Origin of the sequence: Croceitalea vernalis (genome assembly GCF_031846405.1) — a bacterium.
Classification (GTDB): Bacteria; Bacteroidota; Bacteroidia; order Flavobacteriales; family Flavobacteriaceae; genus Croceitalea; species Croceitalea vernalis.
In genome coordinates, this window is sequence record NZ_JAVRHU010000001.1 from 1,263,984 (window position 1) to 1,280,976 (window position 16,993).

A 16,993-nucleotide genomic window follows, 5' to 3' on the forward strand; every position below is an offset into this window, starting at 1 on the left:
AAAGTTAGCTTTGCAGGTTTTTTTGTTACTGCAACTGAAAGGTAATAGGAATGCTAAACGGAACTTTCACTGCTTGATTTCTTTGTTTTCCAGGCTTCATTTTTGGAAGTTTTGAAATGATTCTTGCTGCTTCACTTTCTAAAATTTGATGAGGACCTCGCATCTTTAACCCCCCAATAGTGCCATCTTTTTGAACAGTGAATTGTAAGTAAACTTTTCCCTGTAAACCCATATCAATGGCATTTTCTGGGTATTTAAAGTTCTTTCTTACATGTTTTAGCATCTTTTCTTGAAAGCAGGCACGTTTATCATCTGATTTTTCACAACCAGGGAAAACAGGGACTTCTTCGACATTTATAAATATGACCTCTTCCGGGGTTTCTTCCTCTGCAAATTCGATTGAAGTAACAGATGCAACTTCAGTATTTTGGTTAGCTTCTGTAGGCTCAATAAAAGTTTCTGGCTCAGGGTCATCATTTTTAATAATTTCAAGGAATTCTGGAACTTGAATTTTTGGTGGTGGCGGAGGTAGTAGCTGCACTAAAGGTGGTATTTCTTCTTCCAATGAATCAGGTATTTCTAACTGACCAAATGTGCCATTTATTATTTGGTCAAATGTCTTCCATTCCAAGGCGGCGTAAACTAATCCTAGAATTAAGGTCATTCCGATTGCAAAGTATAGGCCACTTTGTTTTTCTAATTTAAGATGTTCTTTCTTTTTAGCTTCCATCGTATCAAATTTTATAGTTATACAATGAAAGTAGCGTATCGCTAATGCTTTAAAAAGCTAGAATGAGGGAACAGACGTTTTGAATGAGGGAATATATTTTAAAAACAAGAAATATTGAATCTAGGATGATATTTAATTTTTAGCTGGTTTAAAACAAACCATGAATTTCAGCATCAATCTTATTGATGACTTCACCTAAATCTTCAGGATTATCAACAAAGTTTAAAGCATCAACATCAATTACTAATAGTTTTCCTTTTTCATAGGTATTTACCCAAGCCTCGTAACGTTCGTTCAAACGACTTAAATAATCAATTGAAATACTGTTTTCATACTCACGCCCACGTTTATGTATTTGATCAACTAAATTAGGGATAGAGCTACGTAAATAAATCAGTAAATCTGGTGGTTGTACCAAACTTTCCATCAGTTCAAATAGACTCTTATAATTCTCAAAGTCTCTATTGGTCATCAGACCCATTGCATGAAGGTTAGGCGCAAAAATATGAGCATCCTCATAAATGGTTCGATCTTGTATTACCTTTTTACCACCTTCTCTGATATTTAGAATTTGTCGGTAACGACTATTTAAAAAGTAAATCTGTAGATTGAAGCTCCAACGCTCCATTTGTGTATAAAAGTCGTCGAGATATGGATTGTCAACAACATCTTCAAAATGGGCTTCCCATTTGTAATGTTTTGACAATAAAGTGGTTAAGGTTGTTTTTCCTGCTCCAATATTTCCGGCAACTGCAATGTGCATGGTTTGGTGTTTTTGGCTAATTAGTTTAAAAACGGGGGTCTGCAATATACGAAGTATATCCAGTTACAAGAAAAATATATGTTGAAATACATCAAGGTTTTATTTTGATTTGAAAATTTTAATTTCAATATCAAATATGTATTTTTGCCTTTCAATAATGAGGACGGATTTGACTGATTGCAACCTCTTTAAAAAATGCTAAAAAGCAGTGTAAACTTCTTTAAGCCTTTCCGTCAAATCTTCTTATAATATGATAGTTAATGGCTTATTTATTTACATCGGAGTCTGTAAGTGAAGGACATCCAGATAAAGTTTCAGACCAAATTAGTGATGCGCTTTTAGATAATTTTTTGGCTTTTGATCCAGAAAGTAAGGTCGCCTGTGAAACGCTTGTTACAACAGGTCAAGTAGTGCTAGCTGGTGAGGTCAAGAGTAATACGTATTTAGATTTACAAACCATAGCGCGTGAGGTGATTAATAAGATCGGGTATACCAAAGGAGAATACCAGTTTAGCGGAGATTCATGCGGTGTTATTTCTTTAATACATGAACAGTCACAAGATATTAACCAAGGGGTTGATAGAGCTACAAAAGAGGAACAAGGTGCAGGTGATCAAGGAATGATGTTTGGTTACGCAACTAAAGAGACAGAAAACTATATGCCTTTGGCACTAGATATCTCTCATAAAATTCTTCAGGTTTTAGCAGATTTACGCAAAGCTTCATCTGAAATTCCATACCTAAGACCAGATGCGAAAGCTCAGGTAACTATCGAGTATTCCGATGATAATGTACCACAAAGGATTGATACTATTGTTGTTTCAACGCAACATGATGATTTTGATGATGATGAGAAAATGCTTACGAAAATCAAAGCTGATATTATTTCTATTTTGATTCCTAAAGTGGTGGAGCAATTCCCAACTCATGTTCAAGAACTTTTTGATGATAAAATTCAATATCATATTAACCCTACGGGAAAGTTTGTTATCGGGGGCCCGCATGGTGATACTGGATTAACAGGAAGAAAGATTATAGTGGATACCTATGGTGGAAAAGGTGCTCATGGAGGAGGAGCTTTTAGTGGTAAAGACCCAAGTAAAGTAGACCGAAGTGCTGCCTATGCAGCTCGACATGCTGCTAAAAATTTAATAGCTGCTGGAGTAGCTCATGAAATATTGGTTCAAGTTAGTTATGCCATTGGGGTTGTAGAACCCACTTCGATTTTCGTTGATACTTATGGCACAGCACAAGTAGATTTAACGGATGGTCAAATTGCAAAAAAAGTAGCTCAACTTTTTGATATGCGTCCCTTTGCTATTGAAGAAAGACTAAAACTGCGAAATCCTATTTATTTGGAAACTGCTGCTTATGGTCATATGGGTAAAAATCCTGAAATCGTCACTAAAGTTTTTGAATCACCATATAACGGTAGAATCGAAAAAGATGTTGAGCTTTTTACATGGGAAAAATTAGACAAGGTGAGTGAAGTAAAAGCTAGTTTCGGTATTTAGAATTTAAAGTTGGCTATATTGTTCTTCTGATTCCACAAATTAAAAACGGATAATAAATATAAAAAGGAGGGCTTTATAATGCCCTCTTTTTTATTTGGGTTGCCTCATATTCCTTTGTAGTTTTATGAAATCAAATCAATCATTATGAAGTTCATATTTAAACCTGTCATTTTAGTCTTGTTAGCGCTATTTATTGTCTCCTGCAAGAAAACCACCAAAGAAGGCGTGGTAGAAATTGAGGAGAATTATGTTGCCAATAACTATGACAAGCAAGAGGTTGATATTGAAATGCGAGATGGTGCAACACTTCATACGACCATATACTCCCCTAAAGACGCCTCAAAAGAATATCCAATTCTTATGCAGCGTACGCCATATAGTTCTAGGCCATATGGAGAAATGCAATATAGAAGACAAATAGGTCCGAATGTTAACCTGATGAAAGAAGGTAATATTATCGTCTATCAAGATGTTCGTGGCCGTTGGTTAAGTGAAGGGCATTACGAGAATATGCGTGCCTATATCCCTAATAAAACGGATAGTACTCAAGTAGATGAGAGCACTGATACTTATGATACCATTGATTGGCTGATAAACAATATAGAAGGTAATAATGGCAATGTTGGCGTATGGGGAATTTCATATCCAGGTATGTATGCTACCTATGCAACAATAGATGCACACCCAGCTTTAAAAGCCTCTTCACCTCAGGCATGTATTGGTGATTTCTTTTTTGATGATTTTCATCATAATGGTGCTTACCTATTGAGTTATTTTAGGGCGACCTCTTTATTTGGAACGCCTAGACCTAATGGCGACCAACCTATTGACACTGCTTGGTATACTTTACCTGATTTAAAAACCGAAGATCAATACCAATTTTTTCTAGATAAAGGACCACTGAAAAACTTGAACTCTTATTTTGAATACGACTTAAAGGACCAACCATCGTTGGCACCAAATGAATTGACAGATGATTATTTCTGGAATGAGTTGAAAGAACATCCAAATTATGATGAATTATGGCAAAGTAAAGGATTGATTCAACACTTAGATAAATCAAAATCACATGTCGCCACCATGATTGTTGGCGGTTGGTTTGATGCTGAAGATTTGTATGGTCCTTTAGAAACGTATAAGAATATTGAAAAGAATGGAGAGGGTTATAATACGATGGTTTTTGGACCTTGGGATCACGGGCGTTGGGCAAGAAGAAGCGAACGTAATTTAGTAGGTAACTATTATTTTGGTGATTCTATTTCAACTTTTTTTCAAGATAATATTGAAACGAAGTTTTTTAATCATTTCTTAAAAGGAAAAGGGGATGCAAATAGTGGATTACCTGAGGCGTATGTGTTTGACTCTGGACGAAAAGAATGGAAAGAATATGATTCATGGCCACCAAAAGGGGTGGAAAAACTAGCAATGTTTTTATCTGAAAATCAAGTATTATCTGCAGAGCAACAAGCCAGCACAGGTATTCAATTTGTTAGTAATGTCAAAAAGCCGGTGCCTTATTCTGAAGATATAAAATCGGTATTTACACCAAGAAAATACATGACCGATGATCAGCGTTTTGCTGCACGCCGTTCTGATGTATTGGTTTTTGAGACTGATGTTTTAGAAGACGATTTAACCCTAGCTGGTGATATTTTGGCAAAACTTAAGGTTGCTACTACAGGTGACGCAGCTGATTGGATTGTTAAGGTTATTGATGTTCATCCTACAGATACAGAAACCAATGAAGAAATGCAAGATCATTTGAAAATGAGTAACTATCATTTAATGGTTCGGAGTGAAGTTTTAAGAGGTCGTTTTAGAAATAGTTTTTCTAAGCCTGAACCATTTACACCCAATAAAAAGACTGATGTAAATATCAAATTACAAGATGTATTTCATACGTTTAAAAAAGGGCATCGACTTCAAGTTCAGGTGCAGAGCACTTGGTTTCCGCTTATTGATTTAAATCCTCAAACTTATGTTGAGAATATTTTTAAAGCGGATGAGGAAGATTTTAAAACACAGACCCATACGGTGTTTACTGATTCTAGTTTAGAATTTTCAATATTGAGATAATAGAAGAATGTCAATTTATCAGAAACTAACCGCAATCGGTAATAGGTTTGAAAGCAAGCATAAACTATTTAAATATGGTTTTAATCTTTCACCAATGTATCGAAGAAGTACTGGAAAGATTATTAAGGTAAGTAAAGACTTGTCTTTTATAAAAGTCAAACTTTCTATTTCTTATAAAAATAAAAATTATGTGAATTCAATTTTTGGTGGAAGCATGTTTTCGGCGGTTGATCCTATACCAATGGTACAACTCATTAATTTATTGGATAAAAATTATGTGGTTTGGGATAAATCTGCCCAAATAAATTTTAAAAGACCTGCCAAAGAAGACTTGTATGCGGAATTCAGTTTTACTCCCGAAGAGGTCAATCAAATTAAGGAAGATGTTGTAGAAAAAAATGAAATTGAATTGGTAAAAACTACCTTCTTAAAGAACAAAGAGGGCTCTAAAGTATTTTGTGAAGTACATAAAACTATTTACGTTGCCGATAAGGAGTTTTACAAAGAGAAAAGAAAAAAATCTAAAAAAAGCTAAACCAATTTCTGCATCTGCTTTTTTACACCACGATTGTTATATAACTCTTTTGCCATGACTTCATAAAGGCTTGTAAATCGTTCACTTTTTGATAAATCACCAAAAATAGCCTTTTGTTGAATAAAAGAAAGCGGGGCTATTTGAGCAGAATTTTGCAATACTACCTTTTGGCTATCAATTACTTCTAATGGCTTGTTGTTCAGGTCGGTTTGTTTATCAGAATAAAAGCACCATGCCGCAATCACTAAAGTACTTAGAGCAATATTTCCGTCATTGTCTAAGTTTTCCTTAATCGTCGGAATCAAAAACTTAGGAAGTTTTGCTGCGCTCTCTGAGCAAATTCGGCTTACACTATCTTTAATATTTGGGTTGGCAAAACGATCTAGTAAACTCTGTTTGTAGGTATCTAAATCAATACCTTTTACAGCATCTAACACTGGGGTCGCCTCTTTGTCCATAAATTGCTTGAGAAATGTATTAAAAAGGGGGTCATCAATACATTCGTTAATGGTTTGATACCCGTGTATTGCTCCTAGAATACCTAAGACAGAATGCCCTGCATTAAGCAAGCGGAGCTTCATTTTTTCATAAGGTTTTACATCAGGTACAAACTGTACTCCAACCTGTTCTAATGCCGGTCGACCATTGGAAAATTTATCTTCAATAACCCATTGTATAAAGGGTTCGCAAGTAACCGGCCAATCATCTATTAAATCATGATTTTTAGCTAGAAAAGAAATGTCTTCGGCAGTAGTTACAGGTGTTATTCGGTCTACCATACTGTTCGGAAATCTCACTTCTTTTTCAATCCAATCAGCTAACTCAGGATTTAGCTTTTGGGTAAACGCTAATAACATCTTTTTAGTTACATCTCCATTATGTTCAATATTGTCGCATGACAAAATGGTGAAGGCTGGTAGTTTATTATCTCTTCTTTTTTGCAAGGCTGCTGCCAAAAACCCATAAACTGATTTCGGATTTTTAGGATGTTTTAATTCTTCTTGAATAATGGAATTTTCAAAATCGAATTCGCCTGTAGAAGGATTGAAATTATAGCCGCCTTCAGTTATGGTTAATGAAACAATTTTGGTGTCTTCATGGGCCAATTTATCAATAACAGATTGAGGGTCTTCAATTGCGAATTTGTAGTCAACAATAGCACCTATTATATGAGGTTCAATCGTGCCATTAGGGTGCTTTATCAATAATGAATATAGCTGGTCTTGTTTTTTTAGGATAGTACTGATATTGCGGTCTTCTTCTCGCAAACCAATACCGCAAAGACCCCAGTCATATTGGTTGGTTTTTGTTGCTAGTTCTTGTAAATAGTAAGCTTGATGTGCTCTATGAAAACCACCAACACCAATATGAACCATACCCGTTTTGAGCATACTTCTATTAAAGGATGGCTTTGAAATCTGGTTATCTATTGAAGCTAGGTTTTGTTGATTTAAGTGCTGCATGTTTTACTTTTTTGATTTTCCACGCTGTAGATTCCAGTAGGCTGTAATAAAGTAAACTACGGTGCAAATAAATGCATAAGTGTAAAAGGTTTCTCGGTTTTCGATGTAGCTAATTTCAGTAGGGCTACCAAACAAAACATTAACAGCTAAGGCCAATGTAATCCCTAAAGAGATTATGGCGATAACCTTCAGTAGTTTCGAAAGAATTGAAACATCGCGTTTCTTTTCTGGTTCTTGACTAGCCTTAAGTTCTTGAAATTTTTCAATTTGCTCCTTTTGAAGGCTATCTTTTTTGATTTCTTCCAGATATGCTTCTTTCGCTCCATATCTAGAAGCTAAAACTGTATAAATAAGTATGGTGAAAATCCAAGTTGGGATAAAGAGATAAAAGAAAGACATTACATTAAATGCATTCAAACCAAAACCAAAAACAAGACCTACTGCCCAGGAAGCAACTGCTGGAAAGCTAAAGGAAAGTTGTTTATATGAAGACCAGTATCTTGTAAAGCCAATTCTTGGAAAAATTTGATGTTCAGCAAAAACTATCGCTCCCACTGGTACAACTAATAGTCCAGCATAGGTGAGAAGGGGTAGTATTTGAGAAAAAACAAAAGGAAAACATGCAATTACCATAGTTACTAGACCAACGATAAGTGTTGTTTTTTTTCTAGAATTATTCACAAAAATAGCCTGAGCAGCTAATCCAGCTCTATAGAGATTAGTGATTGCTGTGGTCCATCCGGCAACAATTACAATAACAAAACCGGACCAGCCTAAGGCATAATAGGCTACATCACCAGGATCAAGAGCTACAATTGATTTTCCTAAAATTACTGCTGCCCCAGCACCCATAATTCCTGCTGCTATCCAAGCAACATAATGGCCAAACATCATTCCTGTGCTAGTAGCTAAACCATAGCTTTTCTTTTTGGCAAAGCGTAAAAGAGCCATATCAATAAGGCCAAAATGTGTTATAGTATTTGCAGCCCATGCGAAACCAATTACTTCTATTAAACCAATACCGGGCTCACCATTACTATCAAGTCCAGTCCAAATTGACTGATTACCTAAATTTATAAAGTCATTCCAGCCGCTAGGTAAAGTTTTATCGAGAACATCTATTGATAAAGCCGGTAGTAATACCATGGCACCACTTGTAAACATAACAAATAACCAGGGTGCACAAACTCCAGAGAAGTCTGAGACTGCATTAAAGCCGTAAATAGCAATAGAAACTACAACAATACCCACGGCTAAAACAATAAATACAAACCAAAGGTTAGTCGGATACCAATCTAGCTGGGCCGGAATATTAAAGGCAAACCTCACTGCGGTTGACGATACTGTAATCATTGCAGCAGAAATCACAGAAAAAATGATGACGTTGGCCCAATTGTAGAGCTTAGTCATGGAGTCGCCTGCTATTTTGTTTAGGTATGTGTAAAGACTTAGTCTTGTGTCAACAGCTATCGGAGAGGTAATAAAGGTCCAACTAAGAACAGCTAAAATATTACCAATTAAAAGGCCTAATAAAATATCCATGGTTTTTGCACCAAGGGCGACAAAAGTCGCACCAATAACAAATTCTGTTGCCGCTACATGTTCAGCTGCATACAAGCCAGCAAAGTGTGTCCAATCATGTAATTTGTGCTTTGCAACTGGAAGTTGTTCTTCGTCTAATTGTTCTAAATTTTTAAAATCTTCAGAAGTATTCATGATGCTTTTTGTTGTTGGTTAGTAGTTAATTTCATGGTTCAAAATAGTCAGAACAATTGAGATAGCAATATTTTTAATATTTCAGATGAAAGGATATCCCACCAAATCACTAGGATTTTGTTAAATTTCTAAATTCTATTAGGATATTAATTTATTCCGACGTTATATTTGTACTAATAAGTTCAAACACGTATTGAATAGTTATCAAGAAAGGTGGAGGGATTAGACCCTTTGAAGCCTTAGCAACCCTTTGTTCTATGCAAAGAAGGTGCTAAATTCTATCTGCATTCGCAGAATAGATAACGAAAAACTAATAGCTAGCGCTATTTTTTCTCTTTCTTATAACTTTTTGATTTTACCAGACTATCGTCGGATAGTAAGGGTTTGGCTTTTTTAATCATTTAATTAATTTTTAAAAAACAAAATCATGAGTAATCAAAAATTAGCAACTAACGCATTACATGCGGGGCATGACACAACGCAAACAGGCGGAACTAGAGCCGTACCAATTTATCAGTCTACTTCTTATGTTTTTAATGATACCGATCATGCAGCGAATCTATTTTCATTAGCAGAACTTGGTTTTATTTACACTCGTTTAAATAATCCTACAAATCAAATATTACAAGAAAGGCTCGCTGCCTTAGAAGGTGGAGTTGGAGCGGTAGTATTCGCTTCTGGAACAGCAGCTATTTCCACAGGTTTATTAACACTTTTAAGAGCAGGAGATCATATTGTGGCATCAAGTAGTTTATATGGTGGCACCTTCAATTTGCTAAGTGTTACACTACCGCGACTGGGTATTACAACTACTTTTGTTGACCCACAAGACCCAACAAATTTTGGTAAGGCTGTTCAAGAAAATACTAGAGCAATTTTTGTAGAATCCTTAGGAAATCCAAAACTGGATGTTTTAGATTTAAAAGCAATTTCTAAAGAAGCTAAATCCGCTAAAGTTCCATTTATAGTAGATAATACTGTTGCTACGCCCGGATTATTAAATCCGATTGAACATGGTGCTAATTTGGTGATTCATTCCTTAACAAAATATATTAATGGTAATGGTACTGCATTAGGAGGAGCAATTATTGATGCTGGAACATTTGATTGGACCAATGGAAAATTCCCTGAATTTACCGAACCTTCTGCAGGATATCATGGTTTAGTATATAGTGAAGCCTTAGGTGCAGCGGCCTTTACTTTTAAATTGATTTTAGAAGGTTTAAGAGATTTTGGTGGTGCCATTAGCCCTTTTAATGCTTTTCAAATAATACAAGGTTTAGAAACTTTACCGGTCAGAATTAAACAACATAGCGAAAATGCTTTAGCATTGGCAGAATGGTTAGAAGAAAAAGAGGAAGTAGCATGGGTGAATTATCCTGGACTTAAAAGCAGTAAATACAATGATTTAGCAAAAGAATACCTACCAAAAGGTCAGAGTGGTTTAGTAACGTTTGGTGTCAAAGGTGGATTTGATGCGGCCAAGAAACTAACAGACGCGACTAAGGTTTTCTCACTACTTGCAAACATTGGAGATACCAAATCGTTAATTATACACCCATCAAGTACAACACATCAACAACTAACTGAAGAACAGCAGAAGGGTGCTGGGGTTACCCAAGATTTGATTAGACTCTCCGTAGGTTTAGAAGATATCAATGATTTAAAAGAAGATTTAGAGCAAGCGTTTGCGGCCATTGACAAACCTGTTCTAGCTTAATGTTTTACCTGTCATTTCGGGCGGTGTCGTAAATAATTTAGAAGTCATTTCGACTCCGCTCAATCTGACAGTAATTTAATTTTGAAACATGCTCCACAAACTTGAAATAAAGGATTTTTCTACACTAAGCGGCTACAAGCAAGACATTCAATTGTCTTTTGAATTGTTTGGTCGGCCATTGCATTCAGCACCAATTGTATTGGTCAATCACGCACTCACGGGTAATTCCAGCGTAGCTGGTGAAAATGGTTGGTGGTCTGATATTATTGGAGTAGGTAAATGTATTGATACAACTACTTATACGGTTCTTGCTTTCAATATTCCGGGGAATGGGTATGATGGATTTGTCGTAGAAAATTATAAAGAATTTGTAGCGGGTGATATCGCAAGAGTTTTTTTGAATGGATTAGAACTGCTAGAAATTAACGAATTATATGCCATTATAGGGGGTTCACTAGGTGGTGGAATTGCATGGGAAATGGCCGCAATTGAACCGAGTATTACAAAAAATTTAATCCCTGTTGCATCCGATTGGAAGTCTACAGATTGGCTTATTGCAAATTGTCAAATTCAAGAGCAAATTTTAATAAACTCCATAGAACCAGTGCATGACGCCAGAATGCATGCCATGCTTTGTTATCGTACTCCAGAATCGTTTAAGGAACGTTTTCAACGTGGTACTAATGAAGAATTGCAAGTATTTAATGTTGAAAGTTGGCTGCTACATCATGGTGAAAAGCTCCAAGAACGATTTCAATTATCGGCTTATAAATTAATGAACCAATTATTGAAAACCATTGATATTTCAAGAAATGGGAATCAAGCTTTTGATGCCATCCAACAAAGTAATACCAATATACATATCATCGGGGTTAACTCGGACTTGTTTTTTACAGCTGAGGAAAATAAGGAAACATTCAAACAATTGGCTCAAACTAACAATAACGTTACTTATGGAGAAGTAGAATCCTTACATGGTCACGATGCTTTTTTAATGGAGTTTCAACAGCTTGAAAAACTACTAAAGGGAATATTTCAGACAGAAGAAGAACAAGGTTTGAAAATTTTAAAGTTTGGAGGAAAATCCCTGAGCAATGGTGAGGGTTTAGAACGGGTACTTAAAATTATTAAACAACGTAAAAATAATAAAGAGAAAATAGCGGTAGTGCTGTCTGCAAGGCAACAGGCTACGAATACATTAGAAGGCTTGTTGGCAAAAGCTGCAAATGGCCAACTGGATTTTAAAACTTTGGAGGCTTTTGAGGATTATCAAAAATCTGTTAGTACAACCATAGATTTTACAAAAGAAATTGGCCAGTTGTCCAAACGATTAGAAGGAGTTTCACTAATCGGTGATTATAGTTTAAAAACGAAAGATGAGGTGCTTTCTATTGGAGAATTAATTTCTTGTAAATTAATTGTTTCCTTACTGAAAGAACAAGGGATTAATGCAGTACTAATTGATGCTCGTGAGCTTTTGCAGACCAATAGTGAATTTGGTAATGCCCAAATCATAGAAGGAATTTCCAAAGCAAAAGTATTACAACGTTTTTCTGAATTAAAATCGGATGAGGTTCCTATTATTACAGGTTTTATTGCTTCAAATGAAAAGGGCGAAACTACTACCTTAGGTAGAAATGGAAGTAACTATACCGCGGCTATTTTTGCAAATTATTTAGATGCTGTTGAGGTATTAAATTACACCCATGTTGACGGAATTTTTACTGCGAATCCTGATTATGTGAATCAGGCTAAAATAATAGAAAACCTTTCCTATGCTGAGGCAAATGAATTAGCAAATTTTGGAGCAAAGATTTTACATGCAAAAACAATTATACCATTAATTGAGAAAAACATTCCGCTTCGTATTTTAAATACTTTTAATCAGAATTCTTCTGGTACTCTAATTAGTTCTAAAACCACTAAAGAGGGCATTAAATCGTTATCTGTTATTGAAGATGTGGCCTTGATTAATCTTGAAGGAAGAGGACTTTTGGGAAAAGTTGGTATTGATGCTAGGATCTTTGCAAGTTTAGGAAAGCAGCAAATTAATGTTAGTATTATATCACAAGGATCATCTGAAAGAGGTATTGGTTTAGTTGTTCTAGCTGCTGATGCGGAAGCGGCAAAGAAAGCTTTAGATGCAGAGTTTGTAATTGATTTTTTCGCTCAAGACGTCAATACGATAACCATAAAAAAAGATATTTCAGTCATTTCTATTGTGGGTCAAGATTTGAGCACTTTTCATCATCCTTATAATGCTTTAATAAAAAATGGAATTGTTCCATTATTATTTAACAATACCATTTCTGGTAAAAATATCAGTTTAGTAGTTGAAAACCAGACATTGAACAAAGCTCTCAATGTAATGCATGGGCAAATATTTGGGGTAAGTAAGAGGATTAATTTAGCAATTTTCGGACATGGTACTGTTGGTAGTACATTGATATATCAGGTGCTACAATCCTATGAAAAAATTAAGGAACGAAAAGGTCTTGATTTAAAAATTTTCGCTGTATCTAATTCTAAGAAAGCATTATTAAATTTAAATGGAATACATGGCGATTGGAAAACTAATTTTGAAAAAGATGCGATTTCCTATGACGTCAGTGATATTATAGCATTTGCCAAGAATAATCATTTAGAAAACCTTATTGCTATAGATAATACAGCAAGCACAGATTTCGTAAATCATTATTTTGATTTAATAGCCGGCGGTTTTGATTTAGTTTCTTCAAATAAAATTGCTAATACTTTAGATTTTGATTATTATCAATTGGTGCGTGAAAACTTGGCAAAATTTCAAAAGCAATATTTATATGAAACTAATGTAGGTGCTGGTTTGCCTTTAATTGATACGATAAAATTATTACATCTTTCCGGAGAGAATATAACACGAATTAAAGGTGTCTTCTCGGGTTCTCTTAGTTATATTTTCAACACCTATTCCGAAAGCAATCAATCATTTTCACAAGTTTTAAAATCTGCAATGGAAAATGGGTATACCGAACCAGACCCAAGAGAGGATTTATCGGGTAACGATGTTGCTAGAAAATTATTGATTTTGGCCAGAGAATTAGAATTAGGGAATGAATTTTCTGATGTATCAATTGAAAGTCTAATTCCTGATGATTTAGGTGAAATTAGCCTGGAAGACTTTTTAGCGAAACCAGAAATTATTGATGAAAAGTTCAACTCAATTAAACAAAATCAAAAACCGAATCATGTTTTGCGCTACGTTGGAGATTTGCATGGTGATTTACAAAAGCAAAAAGGGATTTTAGATGTCAACTTGGTTTCAGTGCCCAAAGCAAGTGCACTTGGTCAAATTAGTGGAGCAGATTCAATAATTGAGATTTACACTGAATCTTATGGCGAAAACCCGATTGTCATTCAAGGGGCAGGGGCAGGAGCCGCGGTAACAGCCAGAGGTGTTTTTGGAGATGTATTACGAATTGCAGAGAAGTTGTAATGAATAATAGAAAATTTGAAACCGAGGCAATAAGAACTCAAACAGAAAGAACCCAATTCTTAGAGCACTCAAGCCCTTTGTATTTAACATCAAGTTTTGTATTTGAAGATGCAGAGGATATGCGGGCTTCATTTGCCGAAGAAAAACATCGAAATATATATTCTCGATACTCCAATCCAAATTCTAATGAATTTGTAGATAAGGTATGCAAAATGGAAGGTGCTGAGGCAGGTTTTGCTTTTGCATCTGGTATGGCCGCAGTTTTTTCAACCTTAGCGGCATTATTAAATAGTGGTGATCATATTTTATCTGCAGGAAATATATTTGGTTCTACACATTCACTTTTTAATAATTTTCTACCAAAATGGAAGATATCCCATAGTTATTTTCCAATAGATGATTTGGATCGTATTGAAAGTCAAATTACATCGGAAACCAAGCTTATTTACGCCGAATCCCCCACAAATCCTGGGGTTGATATATTAGATTTAGAGGAACTGGGCAGAATTGCCAAAAAACATAACTTGTTATTGGTGATTGATAATTGTTTTGCTTCACCTTATTTACAACAACCTATTAGATTTGGAGCAGATTTAGTTATTCATTCAGGCACCAAACTAATGGATGGTCAGGGCAGGGTTTTAGCTGGTATAACTGTAGGTAGAGCAGATTTAATAGATACAATTTATCGCTTTTCAAGAATTACTGGTCCTGCACTTTCTCCTTTTAATGCCTGGGTGCTTTCCAAAAGTTTAGAAACACTTGCGATTCGCGTCGATAGGCATTGTGCTAATGCCTTGGAACTGGCGCAATTTTTAGAAGGTCATGCTCAAGTGAATTGGGTGAAATATCCCTTTTTGAAATCGCACCCAAAGTTTGAAATTGCCAAAAAGCAAATGAAAGCCGGCGGATGTGTTATAGCTTTTGAAGTTAAAGGAGGGCTGGAAGCGGGTCAAAAATTCTTTAATTCGATTAAATTATTGTCTCTCTCCGCAAATTTGGGAGATTCTCGAAGTATTATCACTCATCCTGCCTCTACAACGCATAGTAAATTGACCAAAGAAGAGCGATTTGTATCGGGTATTTCGGATGGTTTGGTTCGAGTTTCAGTTGGGTTAGAGCACATTGAAGATATCATTTCAGATATAGACCAAGCACTACAATAATTTCAACTAACTTGTTGCAATTATGTTTGGTAAGCTAATAAGTTGGTTTTTTGGCGGATTGTTACTTACAGTGGGTATCCTAAACATAGTTTTTGGAAACGATGCTGATTTTGGAGTATTCCTAATGCTTTTAGCATTGTTGTATTTTCCTCCCGTGACCAACTATATCAAAAAACAATTCGGATTTACGCTTCCTGTCTGGATAAAGATGGTTTTAGCTATTTTTTCCATTTGGGCAAATTTAGCCGTTGGAGCGATTGCTGAAGGGTTTTTGTTTTAGAGCTAACCATTAACTTTTTTCCTATCTTAGCCGTATGCTTTCTAAAAAGACAAAATACGGACTTAAAGCATTGACATTCTTGGCTTCTCAAACCGATAGAAGTCCTGTGCAAATAGCAGAAATAGCTAAAGAAAAGAATATATCTCAAAAATTTTTAGAGAGCATTTTATTGACATTGCGTCGTAATGGTTTTTTAGGTTCTAAAAAAGGTAAAGGTGGCGGTTATTATCTTATCAAAGATCCAGCAACTATTCAAATGACTGCCGTTATGAGAGTATTAGAAGGACCTATTGCTATGGTACCTTGTGTAAGTCTTAACTTTTATGAAAAATGTGCAGATTGCCCAGAAGAGGGAGAATGCTCGGTAAATAAATTGATGTTAAAAGTTCGTGATGCGAATTTAGAGGTATATAGAAACACCACACTTGAAGACTTAATCACTTAAAATTTAGTTTTTTCGATTACAAATTCACAAACAATTAGGCTTGTTTTTAATAATCTACTAAAACTATAGGATTAATTAATATTTAAGTCAATTTTGGCTTTAGGTATTATAATAATCTTTTATGTTTGTAACTCCTATTAAATCTATAGGATAATATAATTATGATTACAGATCAATTGATTTTAGGCTCACAAGAAGGAGATAAACGTACTTATAAAAAGGATAAAAGTTCTGAAAGTCCTAAAAGAAGTATAGCTAAAACAATAAGTTGGAGGGCAATCGGGACCCTAGATACTATACTTATTTCATGGATTGTTACTGGTACATTGAGTTTAGCTTTTTCTATTGGAATAATTGAATTGGTCACTAAAATGGTGCTCTATTTTTTTCATGAGCGAATATGGAATACGATTAATTGGGGTAAATAAAAAGCAATGTCAGAAGACCAATTACCAATATGGAATGCTCAGTTAAAGGGTATACCACCACAAGAAATTATAGCTTGGGCAATTCAGCACGGTATGAAGCCAGTGGTTACCACTAATTTTAGACCTTACGAGGTGGCTATTTTACATGCCGTTACCGATGTCGATGCTAATATTCCAGTAGTTTGGTGCGATACTGGTTATAATACACCACAAACCTATAAACATGCCGAGGAATTAATAGCTCGCTTAGGGTTGAACATAAAGTTATATGTGCCTAAACAGACTGCTTCACACCGTGACTCTGTTATGGGCATACCAGATATTAATGACCCACAACATAAACAATTTACTGAACAAGTAAAATTAGAACCATTCAAAAGAGCTATGGATGAACACCAACCAGACGTTTGGTTTACCAACTTAAGACAGGGGCAAACTACGCATCGAGATTCTCTTGATATTTTGAGTTTAGGTAGTAATGGTATTTTAAAGGTGAGTCCTTTTTTCTATTGGACAGACACCCAATTAGACGTGTATTTGGCCGAACATAATTTACCTAATGAACATAAATATTTTGATCCTACTAAAGTACTTGAAAATAGAGAGTGCGGACTTCATACATAATACAATCAGAAAACGGATATTATACCTTCCTCAGATTAATCAACAAAAAAGAATGGTGAGG

14 protein-coding genes and 1 riboswitch are annotated in these 16,993 nt (G+C 35.3%); of the genes, 10 read left to right on the forward strand and 4 right to left on the reverse strand.

What is annotated here, in order from left to right; translation table 11 throughout:
* Nucleotides 1-25: 25 nt before the first annotated feature.
* Nucleotides 26-730 carry an energy transducer TonB gene (locus tag RM520_RS05715; RefSeq protein ID WP_311387276.1) on the reverse strand — a complete coding sequence of 235 codons (705 nt, stop codon included), beginning with the start codon at nucleotides 728-730 and terminating at the stop codon, nucleotides 26-28.
* 148 nt (nucleotides 731-878) lie between these two features.
* Entirely contained in the window at nucleotides 879-1,493 is a 615-nt protein-coding gene (locus tag RM520_RS05720; protein WP_311387277.1) for a deoxynucleoside kinase, read from the reverse strand.
* Between the two features lie 260 nt (nucleotides 1,494-1,753).
* Here RM520_RS05720 and metK point away from each other — a divergent pair, with 260 nt between their 5' ends.
* The 3 genes from metK to RM520_RS05735 all read left to right on the forward strand — a co-directional run bounded on the left by metK (nucleotide 1,754) and on the right by RM520_RS05735 (nucleotide 5,618).
* Nucleotides 1,754-3,007 carry a methionine adenosyltransferase gene (gene metK / locus RM520_RS05725; RefSeq protein ID WP_311387278.1) on the forward strand — a complete coding sequence of 418 codons (1,254 nt, stop codon included), beginning with the start codon at nucleotides 1,754-1,756 and terminating at the stop codon, nucleotides 3,005-3,007.
* Nucleotides 3,008-3,151: 144 nt separating this feature from the next.
* The gene (locus tag RM520_RS05730) at nucleotides 3,152-5,083 is read left to right on the forward strand and encodes a CocE/NonD family hydrolase (RefSeq protein ID WP_311387279.1); all 1,932 of its coding nucleotides are present in this window, start codon (nucleotides 3,152-3,154) and stop codon (nucleotides 5,081-5,083) included.
* A gap of 7 nt (nucleotides 5,084-5,090) precedes the next feature.
* Nucleotides 5,091-5,618: a DUF4442 domain-containing protein gene (locus tag RM520_RS05735; protein ID WP_311384744.1), complete on the forward strand. Its 528-nt coding sequence runs from the start codon at nucleotides 5,091-5,093 to the stop codon at nucleotides 5,616-5,618.
* Here RM520_RS05735 and RM520_RS05740 read toward each other — a convergent pair.
* A complete protein-coding gene (locus RM520_RS05740) occupies nucleotides 5,615-7,081 on the reverse strand; it encodes a mannitol dehydrogenase family protein (RefSeq protein WP_311387280.1) in 1,467 nt (488 codons plus the stop codon). The two genes, RM520_RS05735 and RM520_RS05740, sit on opposite strands and share 4 nt — an antisense overlap.
* A 3-nt stretch (nucleotides 7,082-7,084) precedes the next feature.
* Entirely contained in the window at nucleotides 7,085-8,797 is a 1,713-nt protein-coding gene (locus RM520_RS05745) for a purine-cytosine permease family protein (RefSeq protein WP_311387281.1), read from the reverse strand.
* Between the two features lie 198 nt (nucleotides 8,798-8,995).
* A riboswitch (SAM riboswitch) is annotated at nucleotides 8,996-9,103 on the forward strand.
* Between the two features lie 121 nt (nucleotides 9,104-9,224).
* Here RM520_RS05745 and RM520_RS05750 point away from each other — a divergent pair.
* The 7 genes from RM520_RS05750 (at nucleotide 9,225) to RM520_RS05780 (ending at nucleotide 16,932) form a co-directional block, all read left to right on the forward strand.
* The gene (locus RM520_RS05750; RefSeq protein WP_311387282.1) at nucleotides 9,225-10,517 is read left to right on the forward strand and encodes an O-acetylhomoserine aminocarboxypropyltransferase/cysteine synthase family protein; all 1,293 of its coding nucleotides are present in this window, start codon (nucleotides 9,225-9,227) and stop codon (nucleotides 10,515-10,517) included.
* 88 nt (nucleotides 10,518-10,605) lie between these two features.
* Nucleotides 10,606-13,989, forward strand: coding sequence for a bifunctional aspartate kinase/homoserine dehydrogenase I (thrA, locus tag RM520_RS05755; protein WP_311387283.1), 3,384 nt, complete (start codon nucleotides 10,606-10,608; stop codon nucleotides 13,987-13,989).
* Complete coding sequence (locus RM520_RS05760) at nucleotides 13,989-15,155, forward strand: trans-sulfuration enzyme family protein (protein WP_311387284.1); 1,167 nt, start codon at nucleotides 13,989-13,991, stop codon at nucleotides 15,153-15,155. Before thrA ends, RM520_RS05760 begins: the two co-directional genes overlap by 1 nt.
* 22 nt (nucleotides 15,156-15,177) lie before the next feature.
* A complete protein-coding gene (locus RM520_RS05765; protein WP_311387285.1) occupies nucleotides 15,178-15,435 on the forward strand; it encodes a hypothetical protein in 258 nt (85 codons plus the stop codon).
* Between the two features lie 34 nt (nucleotides 15,436-15,469).
* Nucleotides 15,470-15,880, forward strand: coding sequence for an RrF2 family transcriptional regulator (locus RM520_RS05770; RefSeq protein WP_311387286.1), 411 nt, complete (start codon nucleotides 15,470-15,472; stop codon nucleotides 15,878-15,880).
* 161 nt (nucleotides 15,881-16,041) lie between these two features.
* On the forward strand, nucleotides 16,042-16,308 hold the full coding sequence (locus RM520_RS05775) for a DUF2061 domain-containing protein (protein WP_311387287.1): 267 nt from the start codon (nucleotides 16,042-16,044) through the stop codon (nucleotides 16,306-16,308).
* Nucleotides 16,309-16,314: 6 nt separating this feature from the next.
* Complete coding sequence (locus RM520_RS05780; protein ID WP_311387288.1) at nucleotides 16,315-16,932, forward strand: phosphoadenosine phosphosulfate reductase domain-containing protein; 618 nt, start codon at nucleotides 16,315-16,317, stop codon at nucleotides 16,930-16,932.
* Nucleotides 16,933-16,993: the final 61 nt, after the last annotated feature.